We start from the raw sequence: 17,359 nt of genomic DNA on the forward strand, positions 1-17,359 counted from the left end.
CTATGGCAGAATTTAATGCATTAGAACTGGTTAATCCCGGAGTAAAGCAATTACGTCCGTATCAGGCAGGTAAGCCTACGTCTGAATTACAGCGTGAGTTAGGTCTGCAGCACGTGGTTAAGCTGGCTTCAAATGAGAACCCTCTGGGTTTGAGTGAAAAAGTAAAAACCGCGCTGGAAGCTGAGTTAACCGATTTAGTGCGTTACCCCGATGCTAACGGTTACTACCTTAAAAGTCGTCTGGCAGAACTCAACGAGGTCGGTACGCAACAAATTACTCTGGGTAACGGCTCTAACGATGTTTTAGAGATTTTAGCTCGTACCTTTGTGTCAGATAAAGACGAAGTTATTTTCTCTCAGCATGCGTTTGTGGTGTATCCGCTGGTTACTCAGGCTATTGGCGCAAAACCCGTTGCCGTTCCTGCGGTAGATTATGGCCATGATCTTGATGGTATGGCTAAAGCCGTTACCGATAAAACCAAGATGATTTTTATTGCTAACCCCAATAATCCAACGGGCACATTTTTATCAACCTCAGCACTGAAAAGCTTTCTGGACAAAATACCGCAGCATATTATTGTGGTTCTGGATGAAGCCTATTACGAGTATGTGCCGGAAGACCAGTGTGCGCCATCGGTAGAGTGGATAAAAGAATATCCTAATCTTGTGGTTAGCCGGACGTTTTCTAAAGCTTATGGCTTAGCGGGTTTGCGCGCAGGTTATGCGGTAAGTCATGAGAGCGTTGCCGATGTGCTTAACCGCATTCGCCAGCCATTCAACATGAATTCGTTATCGCTGAAAGCTGCTGAAGTCGTATTAGATGATCACGCTTATTTGCAAAAAGCCGTTGAACTAAACGCTCAGGGTATGCAGCTATTAACTGAGTTTTGTGAAGAGTCCGGACTTAACTACATTCCATCTTACGGTAACTTTTTAACCATAGAAGTTGGGCTCGGTGCTGAGAAGCTTTATGACGAACTTCTGCATGAGGGCGTTATTGTACGTCCTGTTGGCGGCTATGAGTTGCCTAATCATTTACGTGTCAGCATTGGCCTGCCTGAAGAAAACCAGGCCTTTATTAAGGCAATGAAAAAGCTGCGTGGTTAATTCTATTCATTTAGAGCCGCGACAGCATTGTCGCGGTACTGTCACCTTACCCGGTTCAAAAAGCATTGCTAACCGGGCATTGCTTATGGCTGCTTTATGCCAGACTCCCGTCATCTTACATAATTTACTGGTTAGCGATGACACCAGCCGCATGCGTGAAGCTCTTAATGCACTGGGAGTGAGCTTTGAAGATGACAAACTCACTACCCGGGTGCATGGGTTAGGAGGGCATTGGAATAAACCGGCTTCTGAGCTCTATCTGGGAAACGCCGGCACGGCAATGCGGCCGCTCATAGCTGTGTTAGCGGCAACATTAAAAAGCGAACACCAAGCGGTAGTGTTAAAAGGTGATGCCCGAATGCATGAGCGACCTGTAAAGCACTTAATTGATGCTATACAGCCTCGTGGGGCAGGAGTTAATTATCTGGGGGAGACAGGGTTCCCTCCGTTAGAAATGACTTCTGGTTTAAAGCCGGGTCACTTTGAAATTGATGGTTCGGTATCCAGCCAGTTTATCTCGGCCTTACTGATGGCACTGCCGTTACTGCCCGGTGACTCAACCCTGACATTAAAAGGGAATGTGGTTTCACGACCTTACATTGAACTGACGCTGCAAATGCTGTCCGACTTTGGCATTTCGATAAAAGAAGACGCTCCTCAGTGCTACGCTATTACTGGCGGGCAATGCTACCAGTCGCCAGGCGAATACTGGGTCGAAGGCGATGCCAGTGCTGCGTCTTATTGGATGGCTGCCGCGCTGTTAGGTAAAGGTCCGGTTGAGATTATCGGTGTTGGTAAAAACTCGATTCAGGGCGACAAACGCTTCGCCGAAGTCATTGAAGCCATGGGCGCGTCAGTGAGCTACCATAAAAACAGCATGACCGTATCCGGCACAGGAAGTGTACAGGGCATTGACCAGGACTTTAATGATATTCCCGATGCGGCAATGACAGTCGCGCCACTGGCTTTATTCGCAAATAAGCCGACGACAATTCGTAATGTCGCAAACTGGCGGGTTAAAGAAACCGACCGCCTTCATGCTATGGCAACTGAGCTGCGAAAGCTCGGTGCCACAGTCGATGAGGGCGAGGACTTTCTCCGCATTGAACCGCTGAAACACTGGCGACATATTGCAATTGATACTTATGACGATCACCGCATGGCAATGTGCTTTTCGTTAGTAGCATTTTCCTCCGCTGGAGTGACAATCAATGATCCCGGTTGTTGTGCAAAGACCTATCCCGACTATTTTTCCGAGTTTTCACGGCTCTGTCACAGTTAACTCTTAGACTCGCTGACTTTGATTAATGCAATTTTTTTACAAATGCGTATAATTGCGCGGCTAAATGCTGCGTAATGCAGAGCAATTAGAGGATTTTATGACAACTCATATTCCAGTCATTACGATTGACGGGCCGAGTGGGGCAGGAAAAGGAACTATCAGTCGATTATTGGCTGAAAAGCTAGGATGGCACTTGCTGGACAGTGGCGCAATTTATCGCGTACTGGCATTAGCGGCTTTGCACCATGATTTTACGCCGGAAGATGAAGAAAGCCTGGTGGCTTTGGCGGCGCACCTGGATGTGAAGTTTGAAGCAGAAGAGGAACGCTCATTGACACATATTATTCTTGAAGGCGAGGATGTGACCATGACCATCCGTACCGAGCAAGTGGGTAATATGGCGTCAAAAATAGCGGCTTTACCACGAGTCAGAGAAGCTCTACTGCGCCGCCAGCGTGGGTTTAAAGAGCTTCCGGGTCTGGTGGCCGACGGCCGTGATATGGGAACTGTTGTTTTCACTGATGCCGATGCCAAAATCTTTTTAACGGCTTCTGCCGAAGAGCGCGCAAGACGACGCTTTGGGCAATTGAAGGAAAAAGGTTTTGATGCTAATATTGATCAATTAGTGAACGAAATTAAAGAAAGAGATGATCGTGATACGAATCGCTCGGTGGCACCTCTTAAGCCAGCTGAGGATGCGTTGTATCTGGATTCCACTGATACGTCCATAGAGGACGTGTTGGAACAAGTATTGACGTTTGCGCACAGCAAACTCTCAAAGACTAGCTAGGGTCAGGTGACCTTAATTAGGCGTCTGTTGTAAGGAAGCGAACAGACTATTTTAATAACCCCGCTGTATACGGAAGTTCAGTGGACGTCTTATTTATAAGCGAAGTTAATTACTATGTCAGAAAATTTTGCAGAATTATTTGAAGAAAGCCTAAAGGAAGTTGAAACACGCCCGGGCTCCATTGTTAAAGGTACTATCGTTGCTATCGAAAAAGATTTGATCCTGGTTGATGCCGGCCTTAAATCAGAAAGCGCGATTCCAGCAGAACAATTCCGTAATGCAGAAGGTGAATTAGAAGTCAGCGTCGGCGACGTAGTTGACGTAGCCCTTGATGCAGTTGAAGACGGCTTTGGCGAAACCATTCTGTCTCGCGAAAAAGCGAAGCGTTATGAAGCATGGCTGCAACTGGAAAAAGCACACGAAGACAATGCAACCGTTATCGGTATTATCTCTGGTAAGGTTAAGGGTGGCTTTACAGTAGACTTAGGCGGCGTTCGCGCGTTCTTGCCTGGTTCACTGGTTGATGTACGTCCAGTACGTGAAACAACGCACCTGGAAAACAAAGATTTAGAATTCAAAGTTATCAAGCTTGATCAAAAACGTAACAACGTTGTTGTTTCTCGCCGTGCTGTTATCGAGAAAGAAAACAGTGCAGAGCGTGAAGAGCTGCTTGAAAACTTGCAAGAAGGCCAGGAAGTTCAGGGTATCGTTAAGAACCTGACTGACTACGGCGCGTTCGTTGACTTAGGCGGCGTAGATGGCTTATTGCACATTACCGATATGGCTTGGAAACGCGTTAAGCACCCAAGTGAAATCGTAAACGTTGGCGATGAAATCACTGTTAAAGTATTGAAGTTTGACCGTGAACGCACTCGTGTATCTCTTGGCCTTAAGCAGTTAGGCGAAGATCCATGGGCTGATATCGCAAACCGCTACCCAGAAGGGCATCGTTTAACTGGTCGTGTTACGAACTTGACTGATTACGGTTGCTTCGTCGAAATCGAAGAGGGTGTTGAAGGTCTTGTTCACGTATCAGAAATGGACTGGACTAACAAAAACGTTCATCCTTCTAAAGTGGTTAACCTGGACGACACTGTTGAAGTTATGGTTCTGGAAATTGACGAAGAACGTCGTCGCATTTCACTAGGCCTTAAACAGTGCAAGCCTAACCCATGGGAAGAGTTTGCGAAGAACCATAATAAAGGCGAGCAAGTTACTGGTAAGATCAAGTCAATCACTGACTTTGGTATCTTCATCGGTCTTGACGGCGGTATTGATGGTTTGGTTCACTTGTCAGATATTAGCTGGAACGCTACTGGCGAAGAAGCTGTTCGTGATTACAAAAAAGGTGAAGAAGTTACCGCTGTAGTCATGCAGGTTGATGCTGAACGTGAGCGTATTTCACTGGGTATCAAACAGCTTGAAGAAGACCCATTCAATAACTACCTGGCGGCCAATAAAAAAGGTGCTATTGTTACAGGTACAGTTACTGAAGTAGACGCTAAAGGCGCTAAAGTTGAATTAGCTGAAAGCGTTGAAGGTTATGTTCGTGCTGCAGACATTTCACGCGACCGCGTTGAAGATGCAAGCACTGAACTGAGCGTTGGTGATTCTATTGAAGCTCGCTTCATGGGCGTTGACCGTAAAAACCGTACTCTGAGCTTGTCTATCCGTGCGAAAGACGAAGTTGAAGAGAAAGAAGCGGTTGAAAGCGTTAATAAGCAACAGGACAGTGGTTCTGGTCTTAACAGCGCAATGGCAGAAGCCTTTAAAGCTGCAAAAACTGACGACGAATAATTTACTGCACTGTTGCAGTTAATTTGAAGGAGGTAATGATGACTAAATCAGAGCTGATTGAAAGGTTAACTTTGAAGCACGAGTTACCTCCTAAGCAGGTTGAAGCTTCGGTAAAAGAGATACTCGAACAGATGGTGCAATCCTTATCGCAAGGTAAGCGCGTTGAAATTCGGGGCTTTGGAAGCTTCTCTCTGCATTATCGGGCTCCTCGTGTTGGCCGTAATCCTAAAACAGGTGATCCTGTTGAATTAGACGGAAAATATGTACCGCATTTTAAAGCGGGCAAAGAGCTTCGCGAGAGGGTCGATACATTAAGTTAGTTTTTACGCTCGATTGATAAAAACGGCATGCTATACTGGCATGCCGTTTTTTTATAACTAACAGGTAAGCAATTATGCTTAAAAAGCTGCTTATTCTCATTCCTGTATTAATCATATTTCTTTTAGCAATGGCTTTTGGTGCGCAGAACCCGCAAACCGTGGTTGTTAATCTACTGGTGCTGCAAACAGAGATGGCTGTTGCGTCGCTGCTTGCTATCTTTTTTGGTAGCGGTTTTCTGGTTGGTATTTTATTACTTTGCTTATCGAGTTTATCCTGGCGCTATCGGTATAACCGTTTAGTTAAGCGTTTAAATAAACTGGACAAGGAGAGTTAACGGCTCATGTTGGAGCTTCTCTTTCTGCTTCTACCAATTGCTGCTGCCTATGGCTGGTTCATGGGGCGTAATAGTGTTCGCACCGAAGAGCGAAAAGAGCAGAAACGTTTCTCCAAACAGTATGCGACTGGTATAAATCTGTTGCTTTCAGATCAACCCGACAAGGCGGTTGATCTATTTGTTGAGCTGTTGGATGTCGACAGCGAAACCATTGAAACTCACTGGACCTTAGGCAAGTTATTTCGCCGCAGAGGCGAAGTTGACCGCGCAATAAAAATTCATAAAAACCTGACGTCACTTCCCAATCTGTCTGAGCACGATCGCTTAACGGCTATGTACGAGTTGGGTAAAGACTACCTTTCTGCCGGAATCTATGACCGCGCTGAACAAATGTTTGCAGGCTTACAGAGTTACAAGTTATTCCGGGAAAAAAGCCAAAAGCACCTTCTTGAGCTTTATGAGTCCACGCACGAATGGGACAAAGCCATTAAAATAGCTTTGCGTCTGGCGAAGCAAAGCAGCCACGCGCGAGTCGTTCTTGCTCAGTTATATTGTGAGCTTGCCGAACTAGACGACAATATTCCGAGTAAAATAAAGCATTACAGCAAAGCGCTTAAACACGATAGTAATTGCGTTAGAGCGGTTCTCTCCCTGGGAAAAATCCATATGAAAGAAGGGGAGTATGGGGAGTCTATTAGTTACTTAACCCGGGTGTTCGAGCAGGACAAATCCTTTGTTTGCGAAACCATTCCTTTGCTAGAGGAAGCTTACGAGAAAACATCGGATACTCATACTTTTGTCGAATTTCTACACAGTTGCGTTGAGCACAATGCGGGTATAACAGCCGCTATTACATTGTCAGAAAAAATCTGTGAATCACAAAGTATTGAAGACGCAGAACACTTTATGACCCATGTTTTAGAGCAGCACCCGACTATGCGCGGATTCCATCATTTAATGGGGTTACACATTCGAGCCGCTGATGTGGGCAATGCACGTGACAGCCTTCGGAGGCTGCGTAAGATGGTTCACGAGCATATAGTGCAGCGCCCCAATTATAAGTGCCGTCACTGTGGTTTCTCCGGACATACTTTATATTGGCGTTGTCCATCGTGTAAGAGCTGGGCAACAACAAAACCTATTTTTGGATTAGATGGTGAATAACAACATGGCGTTACCGAAAATTTATGTTGCATTAGATTGCCAGACACAGGAAGCCGCTGACAATTTAGTGAGTCAATTACCAGCTGGAAAAGTTGGTCTTAAAGTGGGTAAGGAATTGTTTACTGCTATTGGACCCGACTGGGTGAAAAAGCAGGTTGAGCAAGGTTTTTCAGTATTTTTAGACTTAAAGTTTCATGATATTCCAAATACAGTGGCTAAGGCGGTAACCTCAGCAGCTAAAATGGGTGTTGATATAGTGAACGTGCACGCCAGCGGCGGTACCGAAATGATGAGCGCGGCAAGGGATGCATTAAAGCAATTTGATAAACCACCTTTATTAATAGCCGTGACTGTACTCACCAGCATGAGTGATTCTGACCTAAACGAAATAGGAATTCAGGCAACTGCGGAACAGCAAGTACTTAAACTGGCAAAACTAGCGCAGCAGGCTGGCTTGAACGGCGTGGTTTGTTCTGCTCAGGAAGCTCGTATGCTGAAACGTGATTTGGGTACGTCATTTAAGCTTGTAACGCCGGGTATCCGACCTGCCAACAGCGCCACTGGTGACCAAAAGCGGGTTATGACACCAGAAGCCGCAATAGAGGCTGGAGTCGATTACATGGTTATTGGGCGACCCATTACGCAGGCAACTGACCCAACCGCCAGCGTTGCGGAGATATTAACCTCTATAGGAGAATAACTCACTTACGCCTTCGCAATGTCGTAATCTTCTAATAGGGCTAAAAACTTCGGCTATAGTGTCTTTACTGCAGTGACGCAGTGATTTTTCAATAGGGAATGACACTATGAAGCTAAAATTAATTTCCATACTTGTTGCCTCATCGCTGTTTTTAGCAGCAGGGGCGCAAGCCACTCCATTATCCGCCTTACCAAACTTATCTCCAGTAGCACAGGCTGAAGAGGTTAAAACCGTCAATATCAATACGGGTTCAGCACAAGAGATATCGGCTGTTCTGGTTGGTGTCGGTGAGAAACGGGCTGAGCAGATCATCGAGTTAAGAGAGCAACTGGGTGGTTTTACCGAAGTAGAGCAGTTACTTGATGTAAAAGGTATTGGTGCTAAAACCTTAGAGAAAAACCGAGCCTTTATTACTATTAAGCCGTGACGGCAAGTAAACTCCAGAGATAAAAAAAGGCCGGTAGTTTGTTGCTACCGGCCTTCCTATTTCCTTACTAAACTTTCGTTTAGCTCAATTTAGTCACACTTTGCCATTTCGGCATAAGAAGTCGAACGCGCCTGAGAAATACTGGCGATACGACTGTCTTTAACAAACTGAGGGCGATTATCTGATGAAGCTACAGGCAGAGCCTTAAAGGCTTCTTTGCGTTCTTCAGCTGTTGCCTTTGTCATTGCAGAAAATGATGAACCACTTAATGAACGGTTAGGTATAACCGCTTCGGTTTTCATTTGCTTGCGTTTTTGCCCCGCAGCCCGTTGATGACGAGGAGAGCGGCGAGAGCGATCTCTGCTTTTCTTCTCTTCAGCCTTAGGCTCTGGCTTTTCTTCAACAGTGTCTTCTGTCTCAGTTGGCTTTGCAGGCTCTTCAGCGGTTTCAGAGCTATTACTTTGCTCTTCTTTAGCTGGTTCTGGCACGGCTTCACTGGCTTGCTCAACTGATGTTTCTGCTTTGTCATCAGATGCCACTTCTGGCTGAGCTTCAGGTTTAGTTGTGTCCGGCGTTTGCACTGTTTCGTCTGTACTGGTTTCAGTTTGTTGAGTTGCTTGAGTGTCCGCTTGAGGTGCTTTCTCTTCGCTACTCTCATCAACACTCTTCTCTACGCTCTTCTCTTCGCTCTGTTCTGCCGGAGTTGCAGATTGAGTCTGATTTTGTACCAACTCAGCAGCTGCCTGCATACGCGGATCCAGCACCTTATCAGAAATTGCTTTATTCTCGCTCTTGTCAGAACCCGATTGCTTTGCAGGTTTCTCTTTAGCCTGGGTTGGCTTTTGAGTATCTGCACCATCAGTCGACGCATCAGCAGACTTTTGAGCTGGCTGCGTTGGTTCTTTAGCTTCTACTGAATCGCCAGTCGATGAAACGCGAACGGATTTTTCAATCGGCTTACGTTGACGACGAGGTTTATCCTGAACAGCTTTAGCCTCTTTTGGCTTTTCTGCTTCAGCCGGGCTATCAACTTGCTCGTTCTTAGCCGCTTCTGGTTTTGGCTGCTGCTGATTTTTATTGCTGCGGCCACGACGTCTGCGATCGTTACGGTTGCGACTATTACGGTTACCTGCGTCATCGCGAGATTCCGTTGATTTATCTTCTGTAGCTGCAGAGGGGTTTTCTTTACTGGCTTCCTTGTCCTTACCCGCTGACTGGTTGCGGCCTCGCTGCTGGCGGTTTCCTGAGCGGCGATTACGGCCACGACGTTGCTGATTCCGCTGGTTCTGAGCATTGCGTTCTTTTTCTTTCTCAGCTTCAGCCTGTTTCTGTGCTTCATCTGAACCAAATAAGCCAGAGAACCAAGTCGCTAAACGACTCAACAAGGATGGTTGAGCTGCTTTTTTCTCTTCAACTTTAGGAGCCGGTGCTGGCGTAGGAGCTGCACTCGGTGCCTGAAGGCCTTTTAATGCAGGCTCTTCAAATTTAGCTTTATCCTGAGTCAAAGTAATAGAAACCGTAGATTCAGTTTGCTCCGGTTTTTGCACCAACTCAAAACTGGCCGATTCCGGAACTTCGTCATCACGAATACGTAACACTTCAAAGTGAGGTGTTTCCATATGGTGATTCGGGATAATAACGATTTTCACGTTATGACGCTTTTCAATATGATTTACGGATTGACGCTTTTCATTGAGCAAATAAGTTGCGACATCGACCGGAACCTGAGCATGCACCTGAATGGTGTTGTCTTTTATGGCTTCTTCTTCAATCAAGCGCAAGATCGACAGAGCTAAAGAATCGCTCGAACGTATAGTTCCCTGACCATTACAACGAGGGCAAACATTGTTTGCTGATTCGCCCAGCGAAGGACGTAAACGCTGACGAGACATTTCCATCAAGCCAAAGCGCGAAATGCGGGCTACCTGAATACGCGCTCTGTCCTGAGATAAGCTATCGCGTAAACGATTTTCAACATCACGTTGATGGCGGGCAGGGGTCATATCAATAAAGTCGATAACCACTAAGCCGCCAACGTCGCGTAAACGCAACTGACGTGCTATTTCTTCGGCTGCTTCAAGGTTGGTCTGCAATGCCGTTTCTTCGATATCGCCACCTTTAGTTGCACGTGACGAGTTAATATCGATGGATGTCAGTGCTTCGGTTGGGTCGATAACAATTGAACCACCTGACGGAAGGCGGACTTCGCGCTGGAATGCAGATTCAATTTGGCTTTCAATCTGGTAGTGACTGAAAAGCGGAACATCGCCTTCGTATTGTTTTACGCGTTGTAAAAAATCCGGACGAATAAGCTGTATATGACTACGGACTTGCTCGTAAACTTTCGGGCTATCGATGAGAACTTCACCGATGTCTCGGCGCAGGTAATCGCGTAAGGCGCGGAAAATAACGTTGCTTTCCTGATGAATAAGGAAAGGAGCAGGGCGCTCGTCTGCAGCTTTGCTAATGGCTTCCCAATGGTTAAGCAGAACATTCAAGTCCCACTCGAGCTCTTCTTTTGACTTGCCTACACCGGCGGTACGGACGATCAGTCCCATTTCTTTCGGAACATTGAGGTCAGATAGCGCCTCTTTTAGTGCTGAACGTTCATCGCCCTCAATACGGCGAGATATACCACCGGCTCGGGGGTTGTTCGGCATGAGCACCAAATAGCTGCCAGCCAGGGAAACAAAGGTAGTCAAAGCGGCGCCTTTTTGGCCTCGCTCTTCTTTGTCTATTTGAACAATAACTTCCTGGCCTTCTTTAACCACATCTTTGATGTTGGGGCGACCCTGGAAGGTATAACCTTGTGGAAAATAGGTTTTAGCTATTTCTTTAAGAGGAAGGAAGCCGTGGCGTTCTGCGCCATAATCGACAAAGGCAGCTTCGAGACTTGGCTCTATGCGTGTGATTTTGCCTTTATATATGTTTGCTTTTTTCTGTTCGTGACCAGGGCTTTCAATATCTAAATCGTAAAGGCGCTGGCCGTCAACCAGCGCAACACGCAACTCTTCTAATTGCGTGGCATTAATTAGCATTCTTTTCATTACTGTGACTCAATTCTTTGGGCCACAATATGACACGCCCCAATGGCGATCGTGCAATTATCGAATTCGTCTGTCGCTGCAAGCCCTTTGGGACCTGCGTTACCCGTCATCTACAACGTGTAACTAAAATGAGTTTGACTGTGCCGATAACACCAACTGTTCGGTGTCATATTGTCGCTAAATTTTACGTCTGCAATCGATTATGAAACAAAGCGTATTCAATGTGCTGTGTTCTTCTCCGTGCCATCAACATCTCGGCTAGTCACTTCATTAGACTTTAAAACCGTACGCTGATGTGGATAATGCGTCGCTCTGCTATTTCGATTGCGCGAAATATATTCTTCGTCTGCCATCTTCGATGGACTTTGACACTTAATTATTCCATGAAAACCACTGAAAATACAAGCAACAATTTCGCTGTTGAATCTTGTAGATGATGGTAAAATAGCGGCATGAAAACAATTCAACAAGAAGTACGCTGGCATACTGTCTCTGCAGAAGAGTCAGGGCAGCGAATAGATAACTTTCTCATTGCGCAATTACGCGGTGTACCTAAGTCTTTGGTGTACCGAATTGTTCGTAAAGGTGAAGTGCGGGCGAATAAAAAGCGGATAAAACCGGACTATAAGTTAAAGGAAGGTGACCTCATTCGCATTCCTCCGGTAAAAGTGAGCGAAAGGCCTGACCTTCCGTCTGCTAATTTAGAGCAGGTTGCAGCTCTGGAGCACGCGATCCTCTATGAAGATGACGCTTTGATGTTAATTAATAAACCATCAGGAGTCGCCGTACATGGCGGCTCTGGGTTGCAGTTCGGTCTTATTGAAGGCTTAAGAGCGCTGCGGCCAAAAGAGAAAAGCTTAGAGCTGGTTCACCGAATAGACCGCGACACCAGTGGCTTGTTGCTGGTTGCTAAAAAACGTTCAGTGCTGAGAAGTTTGCATGAACAGTTGCGTAACAAAGAAATGAATAAGCAATATCTGGCGTTGGTTCGCGGTCAATGGCAAAAACGGGTTCGCAGTGTTGAGGCGCCGTTAAAAAAGAACACCTTAAAATCCGGCGAGAGAATTGTACGCGTTGATGCAGAAGGCAAAGCCTCTTTGACGCGTTTCAGAATTCAGCAAAGGTATAAGGAAGGGACATTAGTTGAAGCGTCGCCAGTTACCGGCCGCACCCATCAAATTCGTGTTCACGCGTTACATGCGGGTCATCCTATAGCGAAAGATCCTAAGTACGGTGATACAGATTTCGACAACGCAATGTCCGGGCTTGGGTTAAACCGACTGTTTTTGCACGCTTGGCAGCTGCGTTTTCTGCATCCTGTTACAGGAAAAGAAGTGGCTTTTGAAGCCCCTCTGGATGACAACTTACGGCAAACGTTAAAGCAGCTGACGGCACAATAATAAGGACAGCTTATAATGATGTACGATAAGCGACTTGTGGTGTTTGACTGGGACGGCACTTTAATGGACTCCATTGGCCGAATTGTGTCATCTATGCAAAATACAGCGCAGCATACGGGGTTACCCGTTCCGACCGAGATTTCAGTCAGAGATATTATTGGTTTAAGCCTTGAACCCGCAATAGAGAAACTGTTTGGCGTGCTTAACGCGGCACAACTGAATAGTTTTTTGACTCAGTATCGTGATGAATATGTCGACTTGAATACAACGCCGTCGCCATTATTTCACGATGCAAAAGCGGTGCTTTCTCAGTTATCCCATGCCGGTTATCGTTTGGCCGTTGCGACGGGCAAGGCTCGGCGTGGATTACAACGAGTCTGGGCGGAAAGTGAAACCGAACATTACTTTGATACTTCGCGGTGCGCCAGTGAAACTAAAGGTAAGCCTGACCCCCAGATGCTTTATGAAATTATGAATGAACTTAAAACTCAGCCTGAACACACCCTAATGGTTGGAGACTCTGTTCACGATATGAAAATGGCGGTTGCCGCTGGTGTACAGGCAATTGGTGTAAGCTTTGGCGTGCATGACGCTGAACGTTTACGCGAAGCCGGTGCTACAATAGTGGTCGATTCGCTTTCAGAACTCAGCAATAAACTTGTCAGGGAGACATTATGACGTTGCCATTAATTCTGGGATCAGGTTCTAAGTACCGTCGCGAAATTTTAGATAGACTGCACTTGAACTACGATGTTGTGAAGCCGGACATAGATGAGAGTGCGATTAGCTCAGAAAGCCCACAACAGTTAGTGGGGCGTTTAGCAGAAGCAAAAGCCCGGGCAGTTGAAAAGAGAATGACTTACGATAACGCTATTATTATTGGTTCCGACCAGGTTGCTGTTTGTGATGGCAATATTCTAGGTAAACCCGGCAACCATGAAAATGCGGTGCGACAATTGTCCAGCTTTATTGGCAAAACGGTAACCTTTTATACTGGGCTGGCTGTTTTTAATACAGAGGCTCAACAATGCGAAGTAAGAGTAGAGCCGTTTGAAGTTGAGTTTCGTCAATTGACTGCCGAAGAAATAGAACGTTACGTTGAACTTGAAAATCCCTTTGATTGTGCCGGCAGCTTCAAAAGCGAAGGGCTGGGAATCAGTTTGTTTAGTGGTTTAAAAGGCAACGACCCCAATACACTCATCGGGTTACCAGCTATCGCTTTACTGGATATGTTGAGAACTCACGGAATTAACCCTCTAAATAAGGATTAACGACAGATTTCCCTTGTCAGTAAAGCGGAACTTCGTTAACATTCGCGCGCTATGCAAAAAGTTCGTATTCCCGTAACAGTAGACCCAGTCAAAAGTGCCAACAAGAAAGTGGCATATGATGGGGTTGTGCCTGGAAAAACATTAACAAGACTTCAGGAAAGTTTGGTAGAACCTTGCCCCGATCCTGAGGCCAGTGTTGAGTTTGGAATTGATGAGCAGGGCATTAGTTATTTTACAGGGAAAGCAAAAGTTGCTGTAAAAGTACTTTGTGAACGCTGTAATACGCCCCTGGATGTTGATATTCTCGCGCAATTTGCGTATGCTCCTGTCACTAAGCGACAGGTGGCAGATGACTTTCCCGATAGCTACGAAGCTATTGAGGTAAACGACTTTGGAGAAGTTAACCTGCATGGGCTTGTTGAAGACGAATTAATTCTGGCTATGCCAATAGTTCCTAAGCACGACGCTAAGGCATGTCAGGTGGATCGTGATGCGATGACGTGGGGCGAAATTGACGAATCAGCTGCTGAAGAGTCTGAGAACCCGTTTGCCGTATTGCAAGAATTGAAGCGTAAATAATCAGGAGATAGCGTAAATGGCTGTTCAAAAAAGTAAGAAAAGTCGTTCAAGACGCGACATGCGTCGTTCACACGATGCAATAGACGGCCCAACACTGTCGGTTGACTCAACTACGGGTGAGACGCATCGTCGTCACCACGTAACAGCCGACGGTTATTACAAGGGTCGTAAGGTCGTTAACAAGTAAGACAGGCCATGCCTGAACTGAACATAGCGATTGATGCAATGGGGGGCGATAACGGCCCCTCTATTGTTATAGAAGCCCTGGAAAAAGCGGTTCATCGGTATCCCGATGTTAAATTCACCGTTGTCGGGCATGAGCAACAACTCACCCCGTTACTCGATAAATTCAATTTAAGCTCGCATCCTTCCATAAATCTTGTTCATGCAGAACAAGTTATCGAAATGGATGATAAACCGGGCCAGTCTCTGCGTAGTAAACCTGAGTCCTCCATGCGCGTTGCGCTGCAAAGCCTAACCGACGGTAATTGTCAGGCAATGGTAAGCGGTGGCAATACTGGCGCGTTGATGACTAATGCTTACTTTACACTTAAAACGCTTCCTGGCGTGTTGCGCCCGGCGTTGATGACGGCTTTGCCGAATCAAACCGGCGGAAAATCTTATTTGCTTGATTTAGGTGCTAATGCCAGCTGTGATTCAGAAACCTTGTTTCAGTTTGGTGTTATGGGTGCTGTGGCCGCTGAATATTTATCGGGTGTACCAGCTCCTAAAATTAGCCTGTTAAATATGGGTGAAGAAGACATCAAAGGTAATGATGTTGTGCGCAATGCAGCGGCCAGACTCGCTCAATGTGAGCAGCTAAACTACATTGGTTTTATTGAAGGTAATCATTTATTTAGTGGCAGAGCTGATGTTGTGGTTTGTGATGGTTTTGTCGGTAATGTAGCACTTAAAAGCTGCGAAGGTCTGGCAACATTCATTATCGATCAAATGCGGGACACACTAAATTCGCACTGGCTTTATCGTTTTTTCTTTCGTTTTTTACAAAAACGGACGCACAAGTCCTGGGATAGGCTGAAGCCCGACCACTACAATGGTGCGAGTCTGATAGGATTGCGCCATGTCGTGATAAAAAGTCACGGTAGCGCTAGCGCCGGCGCTTTTTATAGTGCAATTCAACAAGCCGTCGCAGAAGCGCATGAACAGCTTCCTGAGCGAATTAAACATCGTGTCGAAGCAGTCTTATCAGAACAGCTGTAATCAGTTAAGTAGCGCTATGACTTATGCAAAAATTGTTGGTACCGGGCACTATCTGCCCGAGCAACGGCTTACTAATGAAGAACTCTCCCAGCGGGTTGACACGTCTGACGAATGGATAACAGAAAGAACCGGTATTAAAGAACGGCGCATTGCGGCACCTAATGAAACCGCAGCGACTGTAGGTTATGAAGCGGCAAAAGAAGCACTGGCTGCCGCCGGTTTAAGCCCCCGCGATATCGATATGATTGTGGTGGCGACCACATCGGCCGAGCACGCTTTTCCTAGTGCGGCCTGTGAAATTCAACGAATGCTGGGCGTCACATCTATTCCGGCTTTCGACGTTGGAGCAGCATGCTCTGGCTTTATTTATGCGCTTTCTGTCGCTGACCAGTTTATTAAAAGCGGACAACATCAACGTATTCTGGTTATTGGTACTGATGTATTGGCGCGTTTATGTGACCCTAATGATCGCAATACCGTGGTGCTTTTTGGTGATGGTGGCGGAGCCGTTGTCCTGGAACAAAGTGACACTCCCGGAATTATCTCCACTCATCTATTTAGTGCAGGCGAATACAGTCACTTATTAGGGGCCAAACAAGCCTCCAGAGCGTCAGACCGCGGTACAGAGAACGCCTGGATGTACATGAAAGGTAACGAAGTTTTTAAAGTTGCGGTTTCAAAACTCAGTAGTTTAGTGACCGAAACTTTAGCGGAAAATCAATTACAGGCGCATGATTTAGACTGGTTGATTCCGCATCAGGCAAATTTACGTATTATTAATGCAACAGCGAAAAAATTACAGATGCCGATGGAGCGCGTGGTAATTACTCTGGACGCAACAGGGAATACTTCTGCGGCATCGGTACCAATTGCACTTGATTGGGCGGTTAAGGACGGACGTATTAAGCGTGGTCAGAAACTCTTGCTAGAGGCTTTTGGCGGCGGTTTTGCATGGGGTTCGGCGCTCGTTCAATATTAAGAGGATGATTATGACTAAAACGGCATTGTTATTTCCGGGGCAAGGCTCTCAAAGCGTTGGCATGTTAAGTGAATTGTCGAATGATTTTGCATTAGTGAAAGAAACATTCGCAGAGGCCAGCAGTGTTTTGGATTATGACCTTTGGCAGTTGGTACAACAGGGACCTGAGCAGCAGTTGAATGAAACGCAACGGACACAGCCTGCGTTATTAACTGCCAGCGTTGCACTATACCGTGTAGCTAAAGAGAAAGGGTTGGCCGACGTTACCGTTATGGCCGGGCATAGTCTGGGTGAGTATTCAGCGCTAGTATGTGCCGGAGCATTAGAATTTACTGACGCGGTTAAACTTGTAGCCCTGCGCGGCGAGTTTATGCAGCAAGCCGTAGCCGAAGGTGAAGGCGCTATGGCCGCGGTTATTGGCCTGGAAGATGCCGAAATTGAAAAAATTTGTTTAGAGCAGGCAGGAGAACAAATAGTAACTCCGGTTAATTATAATTCGCCGGGGCAGGTGGTTATAGCAGGACATGCAGACGCCGTAGCTCGCGCTGCAGAAGCTTTAAAGGAAGCCGGAGCTAAACGGGTTTTGCCATTACCTGTTAGCGTGCCGTCACACTGTGCTTTGATGCAGCCAGCAGCCAGTCAATTGGCCGACGCGTTAAAGTCGATAAAGTTGAAACAGCCACACACCCCGGTCATTAATAATGTGGACGTTGCAATAGCTGATAGCGAAGATGCCATTAAAGATGCCTTGGTGCGTCAGCTCTATCGCCCTGTTCGCTGGACTGAAACGATTGAACAGATTGCGAAATTGGATGTCGAAACAGCCTATGAAGTTGGTCCGGGAAAAGTACTGACTGGATTAAACAAGCGTATTACTAAGGCTTTTGGTTGTAGTGCGTTGAATACGCTAGACTCTTTGAACTCACTTTAATAAAAAGGTT

18 protein-coding genes are annotated in these 17,359 nt (G+C 46.3%); 17 read left to right on the forward strand and 1 reads right to left on the reverse strand.

The genetic code is table 11. From position 1 onward, the window contains the following. Positions 1 to 2 precede the first annotated feature (2 nt). The 9 genes from hisC to ACP7H9_RS01400 all read left to right on the forward strand — a co-directional run bounded on the left by hisC (position 3) and on the right by ACP7H9_RS01400 (position 7,921). A complete protein-coding gene (hisC, locus tag ACP7H9_RS01360) occupies positions 3 to 1,106 on the forward strand; it encodes a histidinol-phosphate transaminase (RefSeq protein WP_286822664.1) in 1,104 nt (367 codons plus the stop codon). After that, entirely contained in the window at positions 1,099 to 2,388 is a 1,290-nt protein-coding gene (aroA, locus tag ACP7H9_RS01365; RefSeq protein WP_286822665.1) for a 3-phosphoshikimate 1-carboxyvinyltransferase, read from the forward strand. Before hisC ends, aroA begins: the two co-directional genes overlap by 8 nt. 97 nt (positions 2,389 to 2,485) lie before the next feature. Beyond that, entirely contained in the window at positions 2,486 to 3,178 is a 693-nt protein-coding gene (gene cmk, locus ACP7H9_RS01370; protein ID WP_016341331.1) for a (d)CMP kinase, read from the forward strand. Positions 3,179 to 3,292: 114 nt separating this feature from the next. After that, complete coding sequence (rpsA, locus tag ACP7H9_RS01375; protein ID WP_011234601.1) at positions 3,293 to 4,975, forward strand: 30S ribosomal protein S1; 1,683 nt, start codon at positions 3,293 to 3,295, stop codon at positions 4,973 to 4,975. 38 nt (positions 4,976 to 5,013) lie between these two features. Next, the gene (gene ihfB / locus ACP7H9_RS01380; RefSeq protein WP_011234600.1) at positions 5,014 to 5,295 is read left to right on the forward strand and encodes an integration host factor subunit beta; all 282 of its coding nucleotides are present in this window, start codon (positions 5,014 to 5,016) and stop codon (positions 5,293 to 5,295) included. A 74-nt stretch (positions 5,296 to 5,369) separates the two neighbouring features. After that, positions 5,370 to 5,630 carry a lipopolysaccharide assembly protein LapA domain-containing protein gene (locus ACP7H9_RS01385; protein WP_011234599.1) on the forward strand — a complete coding sequence of 87 codons (261 nt, stop codon included), beginning with the start codon at positions 5,370 to 5,372 and terminating at the stop codon, positions 5,628 to 5,630. Positions 5,631 to 5,636: 6 nt separating this feature from the next. Continuing rightward, entirely contained in the window at positions 5,637 to 6,794 is a 1,158-nt protein-coding gene (gene lapB, locus ACP7H9_RS01390) for a lipopolysaccharide assembly protein LapB (RefSeq protein WP_286822667.1), read from the forward strand. 4 nt (positions 6,795 to 6,798) lie between these two features. Further along, positions 6,799 to 7,494, forward strand: coding sequence for an orotidine-5'-phosphate decarboxylase (gene pyrF / locus ACP7H9_RS01395; protein ID WP_034823158.1), 696 nt, complete (start codon positions 6,799 to 6,801; stop codon positions 7,492 to 7,494). A gap of 106 nt (positions 7,495 to 7,600) precedes the next feature. Next, a complete protein-coding gene (locus tag ACP7H9_RS01400; RefSeq protein WP_034823110.1) occupies positions 7,601 to 7,921 on the forward strand; it encodes a ComEA family DNA-binding protein in 321 nt (106 codons plus the stop codon). A gap of 89 nt (positions 7,922 to 8,010) precedes the next feature. Here ACP7H9_RS01400 and rne read toward each other — a convergent pair whose 3' ends face one another. Next, positions 8,011 to 10,968 carry a ribonuclease E gene (gene rne, locus ACP7H9_RS01405; RefSeq protein WP_114981289.1) on the reverse strand — a complete coding sequence of 986 codons (2,958 nt, stop codon included), beginning with the start codon at positions 10,966 to 10,968 and terminating at the stop codon, positions 8,011 to 8,013. A gap of 452 nt (positions 10,969 to 11,420) precedes the next feature. Here rne and rluC point away from each other — a divergent pair, with 452 nt between their 5' ends. From rluC to fabD, 8 genes are read left to right on the forward strand one after another with little or no spacing between them, the layout of a single operon-like run. Then, positions 11,421 to 12,368, forward strand: coding sequence for a 23S rRNA pseudouridine(955/2504/2580) synthase RluC (gene rluC / locus ACP7H9_RS01410; protein ID WP_114981290.1), 948 nt, complete (start codon positions 11,421 to 11,423; stop codon positions 12,366 to 12,368). 15 nt (positions 12,369 to 12,383) lie between these two features. Further along, positions 12,384 to 13,046, forward strand: coding sequence for an HAD-IA family hydrolase (locus ACP7H9_RS01415; RefSeq protein ID WP_114981291.1), 663 nt, complete (start codon positions 12,384 to 12,386; stop codon positions 13,044 to 13,046). Beyond that, a complete protein-coding gene (locus tag ACP7H9_RS01420; RefSeq protein ID WP_034823118.1) occupies positions 13,043 to 13,639 on the forward strand; it encodes a Maf family protein in 597 nt (198 codons plus the stop codon). The genes ACP7H9_RS01415 and ACP7H9_RS01420 overlap by 4 nt, the downstream gene beginning before the upstream one ends. Before the next feature lie 51 nt (positions 13,640 to 13,690). Then, positions 13,691 to 14,218: a 23S rRNA accumulation protein YceD gene (gene yceD, locus ACP7H9_RS01425; RefSeq protein WP_011234591.1), complete on the forward strand. Its 528-nt coding sequence runs from the start codon at positions 13,691 to 13,693 to the stop codon at positions 14,216 to 14,218. A 16-nt stretch (positions 14,219 to 14,234) separates the two neighbouring features. Continuing rightward, positions 14,235 to 14,405 carry a 50S ribosomal protein L32 gene (gene rpmF, locus ACP7H9_RS01430; RefSeq protein WP_011234590.1) on the forward strand — a complete coding sequence of 57 codons (171 nt, stop codon included), beginning with the start codon at positions 14,235 to 14,237 and terminating at the stop codon, positions 14,403 to 14,405. Between the two features lie 8 nt (positions 14,406 to 14,413). Next, positions 14,414 to 15,439 carry a phosphate acyltransferase PlsX gene (gene plsX, locus ACP7H9_RS01435; RefSeq protein WP_011234589.1) on the forward strand — a complete coding sequence of 342 codons (1,026 nt, stop codon included), beginning with the start codon at positions 14,414 to 14,416 and terminating at the stop codon, positions 15,437 to 15,439. A 16-nt stretch (positions 15,440 to 15,455) separates the two neighbouring features. Next, the gene (locus tag ACP7H9_RS01440) at positions 15,456 to 16,418 is read left to right on the forward strand and encodes a beta-ketoacyl-ACP synthase III (protein ID WP_114981292.1); all 963 of its coding nucleotides are present in this window, start codon (positions 15,456 to 15,458) and stop codon (positions 16,416 to 16,418) included. 10 nt (positions 16,419 to 16,428) lie between these two features. Beyond that, complete coding sequence (gene fabD, locus ACP7H9_RS01445; protein ID WP_114981293.1) at positions 16,429 to 17,349, forward strand: ACP S-malonyltransferase; 921 nt, start codon at positions 16,429 to 16,431, stop codon at positions 17,347 to 17,349. The last annotated feature ends 10 nt before the right edge of the window (positions 17,350 to 17,359 follow it).

Source organism: Idiomarina sp. ST20R2A10 (assembly GCF_051842345.1).
GTDB lineage: Bacteria > Pseudomonadota > Gammaproteobacteria > Enterobacterales > Alteromonadaceae > Idiomarina > Idiomarina loihiensis.

Bases quoted from the DNA above. Each gene is read 5' to 3' on its own strand.
- ihfB (WP_011234600.1), top strand. From the start codon at position 5,014: ATGACTAAATCAGAGCTGATTGAAAGGTTAACTTTGAAGCACGAGTTA.
- rpmF (WP_011234590.1), top strand. From the start codon at position 14,235: ATGGCTGTTCAAAAAAGTAAGAAAAGTCGTTCAAGACGCGACATGCGT.
- ACP7H9_RS01420 (WP_034823118.1), top strand. From the start codon at position 13,043: ATGACGTTGCCATTAATTCTGGGATCAGGTTCTAAGTACCGTCGCGAA.
- fabD (WP_114981293.1), top strand. From the start codon at position 16,429: ATGACTAAAACGGCATTGTTATTTCCGGGGCAAGGCTCTCAAAGCGTT.
- pyrF (WP_034823158.1), top strand. From the start codon at position 6,799: ATGGCGTTACCGAAAATTTATGTTGCATTAGATTGCCAGACACAGGAA.
- ACP7H9_RS01415 (WP_114981291.1), top strand. From the start codon at position 12,384: ATGATGTACGATAAGCGACTTGTGGTGTTTGACTGGGACGGCACTTTA.
- lapB (WP_286822667.1), top strand. From the start codon at position 5,637: ATGTTGGAGCTTCTCTTTCTGCTTCTACCAATTGCTGCTGCCTATGGC.
- rpsA (WP_011234601.1), top strand. From the start codon at position 3,293: ATGTCAGAAAATTTTGCAGAATTATTTGAAGAAAGCCTAAAGGAAGTT.
- cmk (WP_016341331.1), top strand. From the start codon at position 2,486: ATGACAACTCATATTCCAGTCATTACGATTGACGGGCCGAGTGGGGCA.
- plsX (WP_011234589.1), top strand. From the start codon at position 14,414: ATGCCTGAACTGAACATAGCGATTGATGCAATGGGGGGCGATAACGGC.
- ACP7H9_RS01400 (WP_034823110.1), top strand. From the start codon at position 7,601: ATGAAGCTAAAATTAATTTCCATACTTGTTGCCTCATCGCTGTTTTTA.
- rluC (WP_114981290.1), top strand. From the start codon at position 11,421: ATGAAAACAATTCAACAAGAAGTACGCTGGCATACTGTCTCTGCAGAA.
- ACP7H9_RS01385 (WP_011234599.1), top strand. From the start codon at position 5,370: ATGCTTAAAAAGCTGCTTATTCTCATTCCTGTATTAATCATATTTCTT.
- ACP7H9_RS01440 (WP_114981292.1), top strand. From the start codon at position 15,456: ATGACTTATGCAAAAATTGTTGGTACCGGGCACTATCTGCCCGAGCAA.
- hisC (WP_286822664.1), top strand. From the start codon at position 3: ATGGCAGAATTTAATGCATTAGAACTGGTTAATCCCGGAGTAAAGCAA.
- rne (WP_114981289.1), bottom strand. From the start codon at position 10,968: ATGAAAAGAATGCTAATTAATGCCACGCAATTAGAAGAGTTGCGTGTT.
- yceD (WP_011234591.1), top strand. From the start codon at position 13,691: ATGCAAAAAGTTCGTATTCCCGTAACAGTAGACCCAGTCAAAAGTGCC.